This window comes from Kitasatospora sp. NPDC056731 (assembly GCF_040687675.1).
GTDB lineage: Bacteria > Actinomycetota > Actinomycetes > Streptomycetales > Streptomycetaceae > Kitasatospora.
In genome coordinates this window covers 60,479-77,302 of the sequence record NZ_JBFBNR010000008.1, presented here as the reverse complement: position 1 = coordinate 77,302, position 16,824 = coordinate 60,479, and the positions used below count along the sequence as shown (strand labels likewise).

The window sequence follows — 16,824 nt, the reverse complement described above, 5'->3', positions numbered from 1 at the left end:
GCATCTGCGGGAACGTCACTTAGCCACCTGCTCAGTCGATTTGGACGGTCGCTCCACGGCCGTCACGATGTCGCACAGCTTCCGGGTATCACGGTGTGATTGGTGCTGTCCAAGGACCCTAACGCGCAGGCCGGGCCGCAGAATCCCTCACGCAGAACTGTTCGCTGTGAGCGCAGGGTCGGGCCCGCCCCGGGGGACGACGACGGGCCCGGACACCGTACGGCGTCCGGGCCCGTCGCAGACCTCAGGGGTTACCGGGGCACTCAGGCCTCGGTCTTCTCCTCGGCGGCGGTCTCCTCGGCGGCGGGGGCCTCGACGGTCTCGGCCGTCTCGTCCTCGTCGTCGAAGTTGACCTCGTTGCCCTCGGTGTCGACGACCTTGGCGGCCTCGACCACGGTGGCCAGCGCCTTGCCGCGGGCGACCTCGCCGACCAGCAGCGGCACCTGGCCACCCTGGACGACCTGCTGCGCGAACTGGTCCGGGGTGAGACCCGAGCCGGCGGCGCGGCGGATGAGGTGCTCGGTCAACTCCTCCTGGTTAACACCCAGCTCTTCGTCGGCGACGATCTGGTCCAGGACGAACTGGGTCTTGATGCCCTTCTTCGCCTGCTCCTCGATCTCGGCGTCCCACTCCTCGCGGGTCTTGCCCTGGGTCTCCAGGTAGCTGTCGATGTCGAGGCCCATCGGCTGGAGCTGGTGGTGCTCCAGGTTGTGCTTGCGGGTCTCGACCTCGTCCTTGAGGAGCTTCTCCGGGAACTCGATCTCGACCAGGCCGAGCAGGGCGTCCAGCACCTTCTCCTGGGCCTGGGTGGCCTGGTCGTACTCCTTCATGCGCTCCAGGCGCTTGCGGGAGTCGTCGCGCAGGGCCTCCAGGGTGTCGAACTCGCTGGCCAGCTGGGCGAACTCGTCGTCCAGCTCGGGCAGCTCCTTCTCCTGGACGGCGGTGACGGTGACGGTGACCTCGGAGGTCTGGCCCGCCTGGGTGCCGCCCTTGAGCTCGGTGGAGAAGGTGGCGGTGCCACCGGCCTCCAGGCCGGTCACGGCGTCGTCGATGCCGTCGATCAGGCGGCCCGAGCCGATCTCGTAGCTGACGCCGTTGGCGGTGCCGTCCTCCGGCACCTCGCCGTCGACCTTGGCGATCAGGTCCACGACCACGATGTCGCCGGCGGCCGCGGCGCGCTCGACGTCCTTGACCGAGGAGAAGCGCTCGCGCAGCTGCTCCAGGGACTTCTCGATGTCCTCGTCGGAGACGACGATCGGGTCGACGGTCACCTCGATGGAGGCGAAGTCCGGGAGGGTGATCTCCGGACGGATGTCCACCTCGGCGGTGAACTTCAGGTCGCCGCCATCGGCGAGCTTCTCGACACCCTCGATGTTGGTGATGTCGGGCTGTCCGAGGACCTCGATCTTGCCCTCGTCGACGGCCTGCGTGTAGAAGCGCGGGAGGGCGTCGTTGACGGCCTCCTCCAGCACAGCGCCACGGCCGAAGCGCTGGTCGATGACCCGGTTCGGGATCTTGCCCTTGCGGAAGCCCGGGACCGAGACCTGCTGGTTGATCTTCTTGTACGCCGCGTCGAGGCTGGGCTTGAGCTCCTCGAAGGGCACCTCGACGGTGAGTCGAACCCGGGTCGGGTTCAGAGTCTCGACGGCGCTCTTCACGGTTAGGTCTCCTATGGGCTTGCGGTCAGGTTGCCTCCGCCGTTCCCGGCCGCCGGCCGAGGCCGTACGAATGGGTCGGGCGAGACGGGCGATGAAGGGTTGGAGCTGCATCTCCCGTGGGGGGTGGACGGTGAGAGTGACTCCTCGCCCTCGTGCGGTTGACCTGGGTTGACACCGCAGGGACTACCGCCAGCGCCCCATCCTACCGGTACCACGAAAGGCGGACGCCAGGCGCCACCGTCGGGCCCGAACAGAACAGGGCCCCGCCACGGTGGACGAGACCCTGCCGCACTGTCGGGGTGACCGGATTCGAACCGACGGCCTTCCGCTCCCAAAGCGGACGCGCTACCAAACTGCGCCACACCCCGTGGTGCCGAGAGGAAGCGTACACGTCGGGCCCTGGCGGCTCGCCGACATATTCGGGGGCGGTCCGAGGGAGCGCGCGCAGAATCCGGTGTGCACGGAAGCGACCGGACCAGGTACGCTGTCCCCCGAACTTCCGGCCGGCAACGACCGGGGGATCGCGCGGGCGTAGCTCAATGGTAGAGCCCTAGTCTTCCAAACTAGTCACGCGAGTTCGATTCTCGTCGCCCGCTCATCGGCCCGGCCCCGGTGCGTCTCCACGCACCGGGGCCGTTGGCGTTTCCGGGCGGTCCTCCCGGCCCCGCGAGGCCGGGAGGGCCGGTTCAGAGTCCGAGCCGGGCGGCCCGGGCGGCCGCCCGGTCGAGCAGCCGGTGGACGTCGGCCTCCCGGGTGGCGGGGCGGTCGTTGTACTCGTCCGGGGAGTGCGCCGGGCGGCCGGTCGCGTGCAGCACCTCCATCAGCTGGACCCGGGCGGTGCGCACGGTGGCCGGGGTGCCGTAGCCGTGCGCGAGGACGGCGGCCTGGGCGCCGAGCAGGCAGACCCGGCCGCGTGCGTCCCACATCGCACCCTGCAGCCAGCCGTGGGCGCCGATGTAGCGGGAGGCGAGCCGCAGGTGGTCGGCGGCGCTGACCGGCACCGGGCGGGCCGGGCGGCGCAGCGCCCGGTCGAGCAGGGTCGCCCGGGGCGCCGGATGGCCGGCGCACCACGGCCGCACGGCGGTGCCGTGGGGGCAGACGTACGGCACCGGGCGGCGCGCGGGGGCGGGCAGCGAGGCGAGATAGGCCTCGATCTCGGCGGCCAGGCCGGAGCCGTCCGGGCCCGCCAGGAGGGGCGGAAGGGGTGCCGGAGGGGCCGCCAGGGGCGGCGGAGGGGGTGTCGGGGTGGTGCGGGTCATGCGGGCTCTCCAGGCGGGCGGCAGGGCCCCGGCCGGCGGCCACGGGGCGGTTCCGCTTCCCAAAGTGGTGCATTCTGGACATTTCCGCGACTGGAGAACCGGGGAGGCCGGACGGTTTCCCGCCTGGCTGCCGGGCCGATAGCCTCGGCGGCGTTCGAGCGCAGTTCGAGCGGGAGCTCACCCGCCGCGCTCCGAGGTGGAGGAGTCCCGGTGCGTCCCCAGGAGCGGCTGGCCGTCATACAGCGCTGTGTCGTCCGGGAGATGGCACGCCTCGGGCAGGAGTTCAGCGCCGACGGCGAGGTGGTGCGCGGCCCGGGGACGACGGCGGTGGCGGTGCGCGAGCACCCCGGGAACGACGGCGCCGGCCACGTCGACCTCGGCTACGTGCTGCACCTGGGCCGGGCGGACGCGCCGGTGGTGTGGGACTGCGCGGCCGGCCTCGGCAAGACCGAGGAGGAGAAGCTCGCCAACGCGGTGAAGATGTGGGCGACCACCACCGCCTCGGTGCTGGTCGAGCTGACGGACGGGCGCGGCGTGCACGCCGACCACGCGGACCACGCCGAACTCCCGGGCTGGCACGCCGTCCAGGGGCCGGCGGCGGTGTTCGGCTTCGGCAACGAGCACCTGGCGGGCTGGCTCGCCGAGCACCGGGTGCTGCCGGCGCTCGCGCCCGCGCTGCGGCCGCAGCTGGCCGGGCCGGGGCCGGTCGGGGTGAAGCTCTTCCTGGGCGGGAAGGCGGGCGACGACGTCGCCGAGGTCCGGGTCGACGGCGAGGTGTCGGAGGCCGCGTCGGCGGCGCTGCGCGCGATGGACTGGCCGCGGGGCGAACGGCTGTGCTGGGCGCGGCTGTTCGTGCTGTTGACGGCCGAGCGGGCGGCGCCGGGGCAGGCCGCGGCGGCGGGTGCCGCGGCACCCGCGCCGGTGCGTACCCCCGCCCCGGCGGCGGCCCGCCCCCGGGGATTGTTCGCTCGCTGGCGGGAGGCCAGACGGGCCGGCCGGTGATCCCCTCGCGGGGGTCGCGGACGGCCCGGCCGGGTCAGCCGCCGGTGATGCCCGAGATGCTGTGGGCGAGGTTCGCCAGCAGGGAGTTGATCGAGCCCGCGACCGTGGTCTCGTGCAGCATGAAGCCGAACAGGGCGGCGATGATGCCGTGCGCGATCTTCAACTGCTTGTTGCGGATGAAGATGATGCACAGGATTGCGAACAGGACCAGCGCGGAGACGGAGAGTGCCACCCGGACTCACTTCCTCGTTTCATAGCGTGGTGCCGCCGCCCGGCGGCACCTGCGAAGCCGGACCCCGGCCTGTCCGACGGTCCCGAGGCGGAATCGCGGATCGACCGGCACACCACCGGCGAGGGAGCCCGGCGCGGTCGAACGTTGTCTGCCGTGCCGCACGTGACGCCCCCCATCCCCCGAATCCTGAACAGTCCCGCCCGGACTCAGTGTGGTCGACCGTGCCGATTGCGTAAAGGTCTGACAGTCAGCCCAACGCCGATATCCTGCGATGCGAGACGAGTTTCCGCCGACCGGGACGATAGCGGAGCCGTTCTGACGAATCGTCGCCGGGGCGGCGCTGAGCGGCCGGAAGGCGGCCGGAGGCGGGTAACGGAAGCCGCAGGTCCGGTCAGCCGACGGGGCGGCCGATTTGGCCGAAGATCGGCTGCCCGGCTTGACAGCAGGTGCCCGCGGCATGTGCCGGTCCGTCCGGTGACGGACGGCCGGGGCGAGGGGGCGTCAGTCGCGCCAGAGCAGCAGGACCGCGCGGTCGTCGTTGATGTCCCGGGCCACCGTCTCGATCAGCGCGGCCGCCGCGCCGGCCCCCGCGCCCGGACCGCTGCCGGGCACCAGCCGGTCCGCCTCCCCCATCAGCCGGTCCATCCCCTCGGAGAGGTCCCGGCCCGGCTCCTCGACCATGCCGTCGGTGCACAGCATCAGCACGTCGCCGCGGTTCAGCCGGCCGCGCACCCCGTCGAACTTCGCGCCGTCGTAGATCCCGAGCAGCGGGCCCTCGGCCTCCTTGACCTCCCAGCGCCCGGCGCCCGCCAGCCGCTGCATCCCCGGCAGGTGCCCGGCCGACAGCAGCTCGTACTCGCCGGTGTCCAGGTCCAGCACCAGGTGGACGGCGGTCGCGAAGCCCTCCTCCCAGGACTGGCGCAGCAGGTAGCCGTTGGCGGCGGGCAGGAAGTCGTGCGCGGGCAGCGAGCCCACCAGGCCGCCGAAGGCGCCGGAGAGCAGCAGCGCGCGGGAGCCGGCGTCCATGCCCTTGCCGGAGACGTCCGCGAGGACCACCTCCAGCAGCCGCTGGCCCGGGCCGGTGCGGGCGGCGACCACGAAGTCCCCGGAGAAGGACTGCCCGCCGGCCGGGCGCAGCGCCATGTCGGCGTGCCAGCCGTCCGGGAGCTCCGGCACCCGGCTCTGCACCCGCAGCCGCTCGCGCAGGTCGAACAGCATGGTCGAGCCGCCCCACCAGGGCACGCCGACCCGGGCCCGGAACTGGGCCAGCAGCAGGCCGCCCACCCCGGCGGCGCCGACCACCAGGGCCGCGCCCGGGGTGACGCCGTAGACGTAGGCCTCGGGGTTCTCGCTGGCCACCCGCTGGCCGGTGTGGATCACCGACTCGGCGGACAGGCCGAGCGCCGCCAGCGCGTACAGCACCACCAGGCTGCCGGGGCGCAGCAGCAGCGCGCCGGCCAGGATCGGCAGGACCAGCGCGGTGGGCGGGGCCCAGGCGGGGATCCAGATGTTGAGCAGGATCAGCAGCGGGACGAGCAGGGCGAGCGCGCAGAGCACCGGCCAGTCGGCGGCGCCGCCGCGGAAGTAGTCGACACCGGCCGTGCGCAGCCTTCGGCGGACCCGGCGGAGCCTCCTGCGCAACCGGGCCGTCACGGGTCCGGACGCCGTGGCGGCGCCGGGCCTCGTCGCAGTCGTCTGGGGCGGTGCGCCCGGCGGTCTGCCAGCCATGGGGCCCGACCTTATCCACGGGCACCGCCCGGCGTCGACGGGCCGGACACGAGCGGGTGCGCCGTGGCGCGGGCCCGTCAGTCGGTTTCGGCCGATTGCCGCGACGGCGGGCGCGGCGTCAGGAGGCGTGCGCCGGTTGGGCGTACGAACCACGCGGGCGGCGCACGCGCCCCGCGCGCACCAGCGCCGGCGCGCCCGGCCCTGTGGCCGATGACACAGCCGTACGGGCCCGGGAACGGCGGCGGCCGACCGCGTGGAGCGTGCGGCCGGCCGACGGGGGGTGGACGGGGGGAGGGATCAGCCCTGCGGGTGGTGGGCCGGGATCGGCGGGAGCTCGCCGGTGGTCTCGTACTCGCTCAGCATCTCGATCCGGCGGGTGTGCCGCGGCTCGCCGCTGTAGGGGGTGTTGAGGAAGACCTCGACGAACTTGGTGGCCTCCTCCAGCGTGTGCATGCGGCCGCCGACGGAGACCACGTTGGCGTTGTTGTGCTCGCGGCCGAGCCCGGCCGTCTGCTCGCTCCAGGCCAGCGCCGCCCGCACGCCCTTGACCTTGTTGGCGGCGATCGCCTCACCGTTGCCCGAGCCGCCGATGACGACGCCCAGCGCCTCCGGGTCGGCGGCGGTGCGCTCGGCGGCGCGCAGGCAGAACGGCGGATAGTCGTCCTCGGCGTCGTAGATGTGCGGCCCGCAGTCGACCGGCTCGTGGCCGGCCTCCTTGAGCCACTCCACGAGGTGGTTCTTCAGTTCGTATCCGGCATGGTCTGAGCCCAGGTACACGCGCATGCCATGAGTGTGGCATGCGCGTGCGCCCGGGCCCGGCAGGGGGCTCACCGCTTCGCGGCGAGCTTCCAGACCAGCGGCAGGGCCCCGGCGGCGAGGACGGCCTTCAGGGCGTCGCCGACCAGGTACGGGTAGAGGCCGAGCTCGGCCGCCCGGGCGAGCGGGACGTGCAGCGACAGGGCCAGGTACGGGACGCCGACCGCGTAGATGGCGAGGCTGCCGAGGACCATGGTGACGGCGGTGTTCACCGGGCTCCGGTCGGCGCCGCGGCGGGCCAGCTCGCCGGTCAGGCCGGCCGCCAGGACGAAGCCGAGCACGTAGCCGAGCGAGGGCATCGTCCAGCCGGAGGTGCCCTCGGCGAACCAGGGCATCCCCGCCAGGCCGGCCAGCAGGTAGAGGGCGAGCGAGGCGATGCCGCGGCGGGCGCCGAGCGCGGTGCCGACCAGCAGGGCGGCGAAGGTCTGGCCGGTGACCGGCACCGGCGAGCCGGGGACGTTCACCGACAGCTGGGCGGCCACGCCGGTCAGGGCGGCGCCGCCGGCCACCAGGGCCAGGTCGCGGGCCTGGGCGCCGAGGCGGGTGGTGGCGGCGGGCAGCAGGTCGGCGAGGACGGCGCGGCGCGGTATCGGGGTGGTGGCAGTGGCCATCGGGGGTCTCCTGTGGGGTGCTCAGGTGAGTGAACACCTGTGAACCTACGCGGTGATCCACTACGCCACCGCCACGGTTTCGGACAAAGCCCCGCCCTCGGCCGTTGTCGGAACCGGCCCATTTCGACCCATACCGACGCTGTGTCACCGGTCGACCCCGCTTCGTCACTGCGTGGTCCGCATGGTGGGCCTGAGGTCCCCGCTCTTGGCATGAACAGAGGTGTCGCCGGATATTGGACAGCTCATGCCGCATTCCGCACAGTCTGGATCCAGCCCTATGGCCCCCACCTCCGCGCCCAAGGCGTCCGGGACCACCGACGCCGACGGTGCCCCGGCCACCGGCCAGCAGCTCGCGCACGGCCTCAAGCAGCGCCACCTGTCGATGATCGCGCTGGGCGGGGTGATCGGCGCGGGCCTGTTCGTCGGCTCCGGCGCCGGCATCGCGGCCGCCGGTCCGGCGATCATCCTGGCGTTCACCCTCTCCGGCCTGCTGGTCATGCTGATCATGCGGATGCTCGGCGAGATGTCGGCCGCCCGCCCCGCCTCCGGATCGTTCTCGGTGCACGCCGAGAAGGAGATCGGCCCCTGGGCCGGGATCACGGCCGGCTGGATGTACTGGGTGATGCTGTGCTGCGGCGTCGCCGCCGAGGCCACCGCCGCCGGGAAGATCGTCAACGGCTGGGTACCGGGCGTCTCCTCCTGGGTCTGGGTCGGCCTGTTCATGGTCTTCTTCTGCGCCAGCAACCTGACCGCGGTGAAGAACTTCGGCGAGTTCGAGTTCTGGTTCGCCGCCATCAAGGTCGCCGCGATCATCGCCTTCCTGGTCCTCGGCGGCCTCGGCATCGCCGGGGTGATCGGCCCCGGCGCCCCCGGCGCGACCAACCTGACCGGCCAGGGCGGCTTCCTGCCCACCGGGGTCAGCGGGCTGATCGTCGGCCTGCTCGCCTCCGTCTTCGCCTACGGCGGGCTGGAGACCGTCACCATCGCCGCCGCCGAGTCCGACGACCCCCGCAAGAACGTCGCCAACGCGGTGCGCACGGCGGTGTGGCGGATCGCGATCTTCTACATCGGCTCGATGGCCCTGGTCGTCACCCTGGTCTCCTGGAAGGACCCGGCGGTGGTCACCGACGGCCCGTACGTCACCGTGCTGCGGCACCTCGGGGTGACCGGCGCCGGGACGATCATGGAGGTGGTGGTGCTGATCGCGCTGCTCTCCGCGATGAACGCCAACATCTACGGCGCCTCCCGGATGGCGTACTCGCTGGTCGGCCGCGGCCAGGGCCCCCGGGCGCTGGCCAAGGTCTCCGGCGGGGTGCCGCGCCGGGCCGTGCTGGCCTCCTGCCTGTTCGGCTTCGGCGCCGTACTGGCCGCCAAGTTCTGGCCGGAGACCGTCTTCACCTGGCTGATGAACACCACCGGCGTGGCCATCCTGGTCGTCTGGCTGTTCATCTGCCTCGTCCAGCTGCGGATGCGCCGCCGGCTGGAGCGCGAGGCGCCCGAACTGCTCACCGTGAAGATGTGGGGCTACCCGTACCTGACCTGGATCGCGATGGCCGCCGTGGCCGGCATCCTCGCCCTGATGACCACCACCGAGGGCAACCGGCAGCAGCTGTACGCGGCCGGGGTGCTGGTCGCGCTGCTGAGCGCCGCCGGCCTGGTCAAGCAGCGGCGGGACGCAGCCGCCGCCCGCTGACCCCGGCACGCACGAAGGGCCCGGTACCGCCAGCCGCGGTACCGGGCCCTTCGCGCGCCCCGCGCTACTCGAAGGACGGGCCCGCCGTACGGGTCCGCTTGATCTCGTAGAAGCCCGGGGTGGAGGCCACCAGCAGGGTGCCGTCCCAGAGCCGGGCCGCGGCCTCGCCCTTCGGGGCCGGGGTGACCACCGGGCCGAAGAACGCGACCCGCTCGCCGTCCACGCCCTCCACCGCGATCACCGGGGTGCCGACGTCCTCGCCGACCAGGGTGATGCCCTCCTTGTGCGAGGCGCGCAGGGCCTCGTCGTACGCGTCCGTGTCGGCCGCGTCCGCCAGCTCCGCGGGCAGCCCGGCCGCCACCAGCGCCGCCTCGACCGTCTCCCGGTTCTGCGGCAGGCCCTGGTTGTGGAAGCGCAGGCCCAGCTCGGTGTAGAGCCGGCCCAGCACCTCGTCGCCATGCGCCTGGGCGGCCGCTATGCACACCCGCACCGCGCCCCAGGCGTTGTCCAGCAGCTCGCGGTAGTTCTCCGGGAGGTCGCGGTCCTCGTTCAGCACCGACAGGCTCATCACGCGCCAGTTCACGTCCACCGGACGCAACTGCTGCACCTCGATCAGCCAGCGGGACGTCATCCACGCCCACGGGCAGGCCGGGTCGAACCAGAAGTCGGCGGTCTTGCGCTCAGCGGCAGTCGTCACGGCTGTCGTCCTTCGTGAGGTGATGACGAGGCAGGCAGGCGTGCCACCCCGAATCGCCAACACCCGCCCGCCGCCGCTGATTCCGACCCCGCCGGGACGGCCTGTGCAATGGTACCGGCGAGGGAGGGCGTGAAAGGATGCCCCTGCGGAGCGCGGCACACCGCGCGCCGAGACCGCACCACCCACAGACGCACCACCGTGCGAGCCGGACAAAGGAGTACCGCCGTGCCGGGCAAGAACCTGAGCCGCGACGAAGCGCAGCAGCGGGCCAGCATCCTGGCCGTGGAGGGCTACCAGGTCCGGCTGGACGTGACCTCCGCCCCCGATCCGGCGGCCGCCACCTTCCGCTCCACCACCACCGTCACGTTCCGCTGCTCCCGGCCCGGCGCCGCCACCTTCCTCGACCTGCTCGCCCCCGCCGTCCACGCCGTCACCCTCAACGGCCGCGCGATCGACCCGGCCACCGCCTACGACGGCGCCCGGGTGCACGTCGACGGCCTCGCCGCCGAGAACGTCCTCACCGTCGAGGCGGACTGCGCCTACAGCCGCACCGGCGAGGGCCTGCACCGCTTCACCGACCCGGTGGACGGCGAGACGTACCTCTACACCCACTACGAGCCGGCCGACGCCCGCCGGGTCTTCGCGACCTTCGAACAGCCCGACCTGAAGGCCCCGTTCGGCTTCACCGTGACCGCCCCCGCCGCCTGGGACGTCTGGTCCAACGCCGTCCACGACAAGGTCACCGAGGAAGGCGCCGCCCGCACCTGGGAGTTCGCGCCGACCCAGCCGATCTCCAGCTACCTCACCGCCGTCGTGGCCGGCCCCTACCACGTCGCCCGCGACCACTACAGCCGCGAACTCGCCGACGGCACCACCCTGGAGATTCCGCTCTCCGCGATGTGCCGCAAGTCCCTCGCCCAGTACTTCGACGCGGACGAGATCCTCGGCGTCACCAAGCTCGGACTCGACTTCTTCCACGAGGAGTTCGACTACCCGTACCCCTTCGGCAAGTACGACCAGGCGTTCGTCCCCGAGTACAACATCGGCGCCATGGAGAACCCCGGCTGCGTCACCTTCCGCGAGGAGTTCGTCTTCCGCTCGAAGGTCACCGACGCCGCCTACGAGGGCCGCGCCAACGTCATCCTGCACGAGATGGCGCACATGTGGTTCGGCGACCTGGTCACCATGCGCTGGTGGGACGACCTGTGGCTGAAGGAGTCCTTCGCCGACTTCATGGGCTCCTACGGCCTGATCGGCGCCCGCACCCGGTACTCCTCCGCCTGGGTCACCTTCGCCAACCAGCGCAAGGCCTGGGCCTACCGGCAGGACCAGCTCCCCACCACCCACCCGATCACCGCCGACATCCGCGACCTCGAGGACGCCAAGCTCAACTTCGACGGCATCACCTACGCCAAGGGCGCCGCCGTCCTCAAGCAGCTGGTCGCCTACGTCGGCTCCGAGGCCTTCTTCGAGGGCGCCCGCCGCTACTTCAAGCGCCACGCCTTCGGCAACACCGAACTCGGCGACCTGCTGGACGTCCTGGAGGAGACCAGCGGCCGCGACCTCAAGGCCTGGGCCGCCGCCTGGCTGCAGACCGCCGGGGTCGACTCGCTCACCCCGCAGGTGACCACCGACGCCGAGGGCCGGATCACCGAACTCGCCGTCCTCCAGGACGGGACGGTGCTGCGCCCGCACCGGATCGCGATCGGCCTCTACGACCGGGACGCCGACGGCTCCCTGGTGCGCACCGAGCGGATCGAGCTCGACGTCACCGGCAACCGCACCGTCGTCGCCGAGGCCGCCGGCCGCCCCCGCCCCGCGCTGGTGCTGCTCAACGACGACGACCTCACCTACTGCAAGATCCGCTTCGACTCCGAGTCCCTGGAGACCCTGCGCACCGGCCTCGGCGACATCCACGACGAGCTGGCCCGGGCACTCGCCTGGTCCGCCGTCTGGAACCTCACCCGGGACGGCCTGATGCCGGCCCGCGACTACGTCGCCCTGGTGCTGCGCTTCGCCGGCCAGGAGGGCAACATCGGCGTGCTGCAGTCGCTGCACGCCCAGGCCAAGACCGCCGTCGACCTGTACGCCGACCCGGCCTGGCGCGGCGAGGGCGGCCGGCAGCTGGCCGACGGAGCCCTGCGCGAACTGCGCGAGGCCGTCCCCGGCAGCGACCACCAGCTGGCCTGGGCCCGCTTCCTCGCCCAGACCGCGGGCGGCGCCGAGCACCTCGGCCTGGTCCGCGGTCTGCTGGCCGGCAGCGCCCGGATCGACGGCCTGGACGTCGACCAGGAGCTGCGCTGGTCGCTGTGGCTGGCGCTGGCCGCCGCCGGCCAGGCCGGCGACGAGGAACTGGCCGGGGAGCTGGCCGCCGACAACACCGCCAGCGGCAAGCGCCAGTACACCCAGTGCCTGGCCGCCCGGCCCACCGCCGAGGCCAAGGCCGCCGCCTGGTCGGCCGTGGTCGACTCCGACGAACTGCCGAACGCCCTGGTCGAGGCCCAGATCGCGGGCTTCGCACTGCCCGCCCACCGCGACCTGACCGCGCTCTACGCGGCGCCCTACTTCAAGCTGCTGGAGCGGGTCTGGGCCGAGCGGACCATCGAGATCGCGATGCGGATCGTCAGCGGGTTCTTCCCCCGCGCGCAGACCAGCGAGCAGACCCTGGCCGAGGCCGACGTCTGGCTGGACGGCCACCCGCAGGCCGCGCCGGCGCTGCGCCGCCTGGTCCTGGAGTGCCGCGACGACCTGGCCCGCGCGCTGCGGGCGCAGGCCTGCGACCGGGCCTGACACAGCCGTGAAGGGGCCCGCCGTGCGGACACGGCGGGCCCCTTCGCGTCGGGGCGTCAGTCGCGGCGCAGGCCGCGGTCCAGGGCGGCGATCGCGCTGCCCTGGGCGTCGTCGCCGTCCAGCGACCAGACCATCACACCGCCCAGGTCGTTCCAGCGCACGTACCGCGCCTTCTGGGTGAGCACCTCGGCGGTGTCGTAGCTGTAGAAGGTGGTGCCGTCGTACTTCCAGGACGCGCCGTGGTCTCGGTCCACGTACACCTTGCCGGGCAGCGCGTTGACCTCCCGGTAGGAGAGGTCGGGGGCGGCGGCGGTGGCGCTCTGGTAGAGGCCGCCGCGCTTGCCGGGCGCGACGCCCGTCCAGCCGTGGCCGTACAGCGGGGCGCCGAGCACGATCTGCTCGGCGGGCAGGCCGCGCTCCTGGTAGTGGTCGACGGCCGTGTCGGCGCTGCGCCGGCGGGCGTCGGGGTCGGCCGGGTCGGAGTAGAGGTTGGCCTGGTGGTTGGCCGGGCCCTTGCCCTCCCAGGGGCCGTGCAGGTCGTAGGTCATCAGGTTGAGCCAGTCCACCGACTCGCTCAGCTCGGGCAGTTCGAGCCGGTCGGCGACGGTCTCGTTGGCGGCGACGGCGGCGGTCAGCAGGTAGTGCCGGCCCTTGTCGCCCTTCTTGCCGCCCTTCTTGCCGAAGTCGTCGAGCTGGCGGCGGAACTCCTGCATCAGCAGGGTGAAGTTGCGCCCGTCCTCGGGGCGGACCACGTTGCCCGCGTCCCCGCCGCCGCCCGGGTACTCCCAGTCGATGTCGATGCCGTCGAAGACGCCCGCGGCCGCGCCGGCGCCGCCCTCCGGGGAGCCGGGCAGGACCGGCACGTCGCCCTTGAGGTAGAGGTCGATGCAGGAGGAGACGAACTTCTTGCGCGCGGCGTCGGTGGCGGCCGCGTCGGAGAAGTACTTGGACCAGCTCCAGCCGCCGAGCGAGATGACCGTGCGCAGCTGCGGGTTCTTCGCCTTGAGCTTGCGCAGCTGGTTGAAGTGGCCCTTCAGCTTCTGGCCCGGGGCGTCGGCCACGCCGTCGACCGAGTCGGCGGCGGAGAAGGCGCGCTGGTAGTCGTTGCGGGCGTCGCCCTGGCCGGCGTCGTTGGTCTCGAAGCAGGTGCCGTCGGCGGAGACGTTGCCGAAGGCGTAGTTGACGACGGTGAGCTTCCCGGCCTGGCCGGAGTCCTGGACGCGCTTGGCGGAGCTGTCGGCGCCCCACTGGGTGAAGTAGCCGACCCGCTGGCCCTTCAGCTTCGGGCCGTGCCCGCCGTCGGCGGCGTTGGCGGTGGCGGGGGCGGCGAGCAGCGCGGCGACGGTGGCCGCGGCGAGCAAGGCTGAGGCGCGAGTGGGCATACCGGACCTGTTCTCTGAATGAGCGTCAAATGGTCTGGACCAGATGGGATAGAGGTTTAGTCCATCGCGGCACACCGCACAAGGGGCAGGGCTCAGGAGAGGCAGCATGCAAAAGAGGCCGGACCGCGCGATGCGGTCCGGCCTCTCAGCCACCGGGGCGCTCAGCCCCCGGAACTAGAACTCGGTTCAGCCGATGAGCGAGCGCAGCACGTACTGCAGGATGCCGCCGTTGCGGTAGTAGTCCGCCTCACCGGGGGTGTCGATGCGGACGACCGCGTCGAACTCCTTGTCACCGGCCTTGACCTTGACAGTCTTCGGGGTGCGGCCCTCGTTGAGCTCGGTCACGCCGGTGAAGGAGAAGGTCTCCTCGCCGGTCAGGCCGAGGGACTCGGCGGTCTGGCCCTCCGGGAACTGCAGCGGCAGGACGCCCATGCCGATCAGGTTCGAGCGGTGGATGCGCTCGTACGACTCGGCGATGACGGCCTTGACGCCCAGCAGCGCGGTGCCCTTGGCGGCCCAGTCGCGGGACGAGCCGGAGCCGTACTCCTTGCCGGCCAGGACGACCAGCGGGGTGCCGGCGGCCTGGTAGTTCTGCGAGGCGTCGTAGATGAACGACACCGGGCCGTCGGCCTGGGTGAAGTCGCGGGTGTAGCCGCCCTCGGTGCCCGGCGCGATCTGGTTGCGCAGACGGATGTTGGCGAAGGTGCCGCGGATCATCACCTCGTGGTTGCCGCGGCGCGAGCCGTAGGAGTTGAAGTCGCGCTTCTCGACACCGTTGGCGGTCAGGTACTGCGCCGCCGGGGTGCCCGGCTTGATGTTGCCGGCCGGGGAGATGTGGTCGGTGGTGACCGAGTCACCCAGCTTGGCCAGGACGCGGGCGCCGGCGATGTCGGTCACCGGGCTCGGGGTCTTGGCCATGCCCTCGAAGTACGGGGGCTTGCGGACGTAGGTGGACTCGGCGTCCCACTCGAAGGTGTTGCCGGTCGGGACCGGGAGCGACTGCCAGCGGTGGTCACCGGCGAAGACGTCCTGGTAGCCCTTGTCGAACATCGCCTCGTCGATGGAGCCGGCGACGGTGTCCGCCACCTCCTGCTCCGACGGCCAGATGTCGGCGAGGAAGACGTCGTTGCCGTCGGCGTCCTGGCCCAGGGCGTCGCGGGTGATGTCGATGTTCATGTTGCCGGCCAGGGCGTAGGCGACCACCAGCGGCGGCGAGGCCAGGTAGTTCATCTTCACGTCCGGGTTGATCCGGCCCTCGAAGTTGCGGTTGCCGGAGAGCACCGAGACGACCGCCAGGTCGGCCTCGTTGACGGCGGCCGAGACCTCCTCGGGCAGCGGGCCCGAGTTGCCGATGCAGGTGACGCAGCCGTAGCCGACCAGGTTGAAGCCCAGCTTCTCCATGTACGGGAGCAGGCCGGCCTTCTCGTAGTAGTCCATGACGACCTTGGACCCGGGGGCCAGGGTGGTCTTGACCCACGGCTTGACCGTGAGGCCCTTCTCCACGGCCTTCTTCGCCAGCAGGGCGGCGCCCAGCATGACGGAGGGGTTGGAGGTGTTGGTGCAGGAGGTGATCGAGGCGATCACGACCGCGCCGTTGTCGATCTCGTACGTCGACCCGTCGGGGGCGGTGACGGCGGTCGGCTTCGAGGCCTCGGCGGAGTAGGTCGGCAGCGCCTCGGCGAACCGGGTGGCGGCCTCGGCCAGGACGACACGGTCCTGCGGGCGCTTCGGGCCGGAGATCGACGGGACGACGGTGGAGACGTCCAGCTCCAGGTACTCGGAGAAGACCGGCTCGACCGACGGGTCGTGCCAGAGGCCCTGCTCCTTGGCGTACGCCTCGACCAGGGCGAGCTGCTGCTCGTCGCGGCCGGTGAGCTTGAGGTAGTTGATGGTCTCGACGTCGATCGGGAAGATCGCGCAGGTCGAGCCGAACTCCGGCGACATGTTGCCGATGGTGGCGCGGTTGGCCAGCGGGATCGCGGAGACGCCCTCGCCGTAGAACTCGACGAACTTGCCGACCACACCGTGCTTGCGCAGCATCTCGGTGATGGTGAGCACCAGGTCGGTGGCGGTGGTGCCGGCCGGCAGCTGGCCGTTGAGCTTGAAGCCGACCACGCGCGGGATCAGCATGGAGACCGGCTGGCCCAGCATCGCGGCCTCGGCCTCGATGCCGCCGACGCCCCAGCCCAGCACGCCCAGGCCGTTGACCATGGTGGTGTGCGAGTCGGTGCCGACGCAGGTGTCCGGGTAGGCCTGGCCGCCGCGGACCATGATGGTGCGGGCCAGGTGCTCGATGTTCACCTGGTGGACGATGCCGGTGCCGGGCGGGACGACCTTGAACTCGTCGAAGGCGGTCTGGCCCCAGCGCAGGAACTGGTAGCGCTCCTTGTTGCGGCCGTACTCGATCTCGACGTTCTGGACGAAGGCGTCCGGGGTGCCGAACTTGTCGGCGATGACGGAGTGGTCGATGACCAGCTCGGCCGGGGCCAGCGGGTTGATCTTGGCCGGGTCGCCGCCCAGCTCCTTGACGGCCTCACGCATGGTGGCGAGGTCGACCACGCACGGCACACCGGTGAAGTCCTGCATGATCACGCGGGCCGGGGTGAACTGGATCTCCTGGCTCGGCTGGGCGCTGGCGTCCCAGTTGCCGAGCGCGCGGATGTGGTCGGCGGTGATGTTCGCGCCGTCCTCCGTGCGGAGCAGGTTCTCCAGCAGCACCTTGAGGCTGTACGGCAGCCGCTCGGAACCCTCGACGGCGGAGAGCTTGAAGATCTCGTACGACTCGTCGCCCACCTGCAGCGAGCTGCGGGCGTCGAAGCTGTTCGCGGACACGACTGACTCCTTCTGGGTGCTTCGTGCGGTATCCGGCCGCCACGGTGGTAAGGTCAGCCTTACTTAGGCTTACCTTGCCCGCATCGCCGGCGAGCTCCGCTCGGCAAGTATCTTGATATCGAGA

12 protein-coding genes and 2 tRNA genes are annotated in these 16,824 nt (G+C 72.0%); 4 read left to right on the top strand and 10 right to left on the bottom strand.

What is annotated here, in order from left to right; all coding sequences use genetic code 11:
- Positions 1 to 263: 263 nt before the first annotated feature.
- Together tig and AB0R04_RS10445 are read right to left on the bottom strand one after the other, a co-directional pair.
- Complete coding sequence (gene tig / locus AB0R04_RS10450) at positions 264 to 1,658, bottom strand: trigger factor (RefSeq protein WP_363369863.1); 1,395 nt, start codon at positions 1,656 to 1,658, stop codon at positions 264 to 266.
- Between the two features lie 294 nt (positions 1,659 to 1,952).
- Positions 1,953 to 2,026: transfer RNA gene (locus tag AB0R04_RS10445), tRNA-Pro, on the bottom strand.
- Between the two features lie 157 nt (positions 2,027 to 2,183).
- Between AB0R04_RS10445 and AB0R04_RS10440 the strand changes: the two genes are divergently transcribed.
- Positions 2,184 to 2,254, top strand: a tRNA-Gly gene (locus AB0R04_RS10440).
- A 90-nt stretch (positions 2,255 to 2,344) separates the two neighbouring features.
- Here AB0R04_RS10440 and AB0R04_RS10435 read toward each other — a convergent pair.
- A complete protein-coding gene (locus tag AB0R04_RS10435; protein WP_363369861.1) occupies positions 2,345 to 2,917 on the bottom strand; it encodes a hypothetical protein in 573 nt (190 codons plus the stop codon).
- A 210-nt stretch (positions 2,918 to 3,127) separates the two neighbouring features.
- Here AB0R04_RS10435 and AB0R04_RS10430 point away from each other — a divergent pair, with 210 nt between their 5' ends.
- A complete protein-coding gene (locus AB0R04_RS10430) occupies positions 3,128 to 3,919 on the top strand; it encodes a DUF6348 family protein (RefSeq protein ID WP_363369859.1) in 792 nt (263 codons plus the stop codon).
- 34 nt (positions 3,920 to 3,953) lie between these two features.
- Here the strand turns inward: AB0R04_RS10430 and AB0R04_RS10425 are convergent, their stop codons facing one another.
- The 4 genes from AB0R04_RS10425 to AB0R04_RS10410 all read right to left on the bottom strand — a co-directional run bounded on the left by AB0R04_RS10425 (position 3,954) and on the right by AB0R04_RS10410 (position 7,306).
- Positions 3,954 to 4,151, bottom strand: a complete 198-nt coding sequence (locus tag AB0R04_RS10425) for a hypothetical protein (protein ID WP_063347574.1) — start codon at positions 4,149 to 4,151, stop codon at positions 3,954 to 3,956.
- Between the two features lie 501 nt (positions 4,152 to 4,652).
- A complete protein-coding gene (locus AB0R04_RS10420) occupies positions 4,653 to 5,792 on the bottom strand; it encodes a PP2C family protein-serine/threonine phosphatase (protein ID WP_063351101.1) in 1,140 nt (379 codons plus the stop codon).
- Between the two features lie 384 nt (positions 5,793 to 6,176).
- Positions 6,177 to 6,662 carry a ribose-5-phosphate isomerase gene (locus tag AB0R04_RS10415; RefSeq protein WP_063347575.1) on the bottom strand — a complete coding sequence of 162 codons (486 nt, stop codon included), beginning with the start codon at positions 6,660 to 6,662 and terminating at the stop codon, positions 6,177 to 6,179.
- A gap of 44 nt (positions 6,663 to 6,706) precedes the next feature.
- The gene (locus tag AB0R04_RS10410) at positions 6,707 to 7,306 is read right to left on the bottom strand and encodes a biotin transporter BioY (protein ID WP_063347576.1); all 600 of its coding nucleotides are present in this window, start codon (positions 7,304 to 7,306) and stop codon (positions 6,707 to 6,709) included.
- A gap of 382 nt (positions 7,307 to 7,688) precedes the next feature.
- Here AB0R04_RS10410 and AB0R04_RS10405 point away from each other — a divergent pair, with 382 nt between their 5' ends.
- Positions 7,689 to 8,999: an amino acid permease gene (locus AB0R04_RS10405; RefSeq protein WP_363370061.1), complete on the top strand. Its 1,311-nt coding sequence runs from the start codon at positions 7,689 to 7,691 to the stop codon at positions 8,997 to 8,999.
- A 64-nt stretch (positions 9,000 to 9,063) separates the two neighbouring features.
- Here AB0R04_RS10405 and AB0R04_RS10400 read toward each other — a convergent pair whose 3' ends face one another.
- Positions 9,064 to 9,630, bottom strand: a complete 567-nt coding sequence (locus AB0R04_RS10400) for a disulfide bond formation protein DsbA (protein WP_363370059.1) — start codon at positions 9,628 to 9,630, stop codon at positions 9,064 to 9,066.
- A gap of 291 nt (positions 9,631 to 9,921) precedes the next feature.
- Here AB0R04_RS10400 and pepN point away from each other — a divergent pair, with 291 nt between their 5' ends.
- On the top strand, positions 9,922 to 12,486 hold the full coding sequence (gene pepN / locus AB0R04_RS10395) for an aminopeptidase N (protein WP_363369856.1): 2,565 nt from the start codon (positions 9,922 to 9,924) through the stop codon (positions 12,484 to 12,486).
- 56 nt (positions 12,487 to 12,542) lie between these two features.
- Here the strand turns inward: pepN and AB0R04_RS10390 are convergent, their stop codons facing one another.
- A complete protein-coding gene (locus AB0R04_RS10390; RefSeq protein ID WP_363369854.1) occupies positions 12,543 to 13,868 on the bottom strand; it encodes a glycoside hydrolase family 18 protein in 1,326 nt (441 codons plus the stop codon).
- A 186-nt stretch (positions 13,869 to 14,054) separates the two neighbouring features.
- Entirely contained in the window at positions 14,055 to 16,700 is a 2,646-nt protein-coding gene (acnA, locus tag AB0R04_RS10385; protein ID WP_363369852.1) for an aconitate hydratase AcnA, read from the bottom strand.
- Positions 16,701 to 16,824: the final 124 nt, after the last annotated feature.

Coding starts and splice junctions, on each gene's coding strand:
- AB0R04_RS10435 (WP_363369861.1), bottom strand. CDS start 2,917: ATGACCCGCACCACCCCGACACCCCCTCCGCCGCCCCTGGCGGCCCCT.
- AB0R04_RS10415 (WP_063347575.1), bottom strand. CDS start 6,662: ATGCGCGTGTACCTGGGCTCAGACCATGCCGGATACGAACTGAAGAAC.
- AB0R04_RS10410 (WP_063347576.1), bottom strand. CDS start 7,306: ATGGCCACTGCCACCACCCCGATACCGCGCCGCGCCGTCCTCGCCGAC.
- AB0R04_RS10405 (WP_363370061.1), top strand. CDS start 7,689: ATGATCGCGCTGGGCGGGGTGATCGGCGCGGGCCTGTTCGTCGGCTCC.
- AB0R04_RS10400 (WP_363370059.1), bottom strand. CDS start 9,630: ATGACGTCCCGCTGGCTGATCGAGGTGCAGCAGTTGCGTCCGGTGGAC.
- AB0R04_RS10390 (WP_363369854.1), bottom strand. CDS start 13,868: ATGCCCACTCGCGCCTCAGCCTTGCTCGCCGCGGCCACCGTCGCCGCG.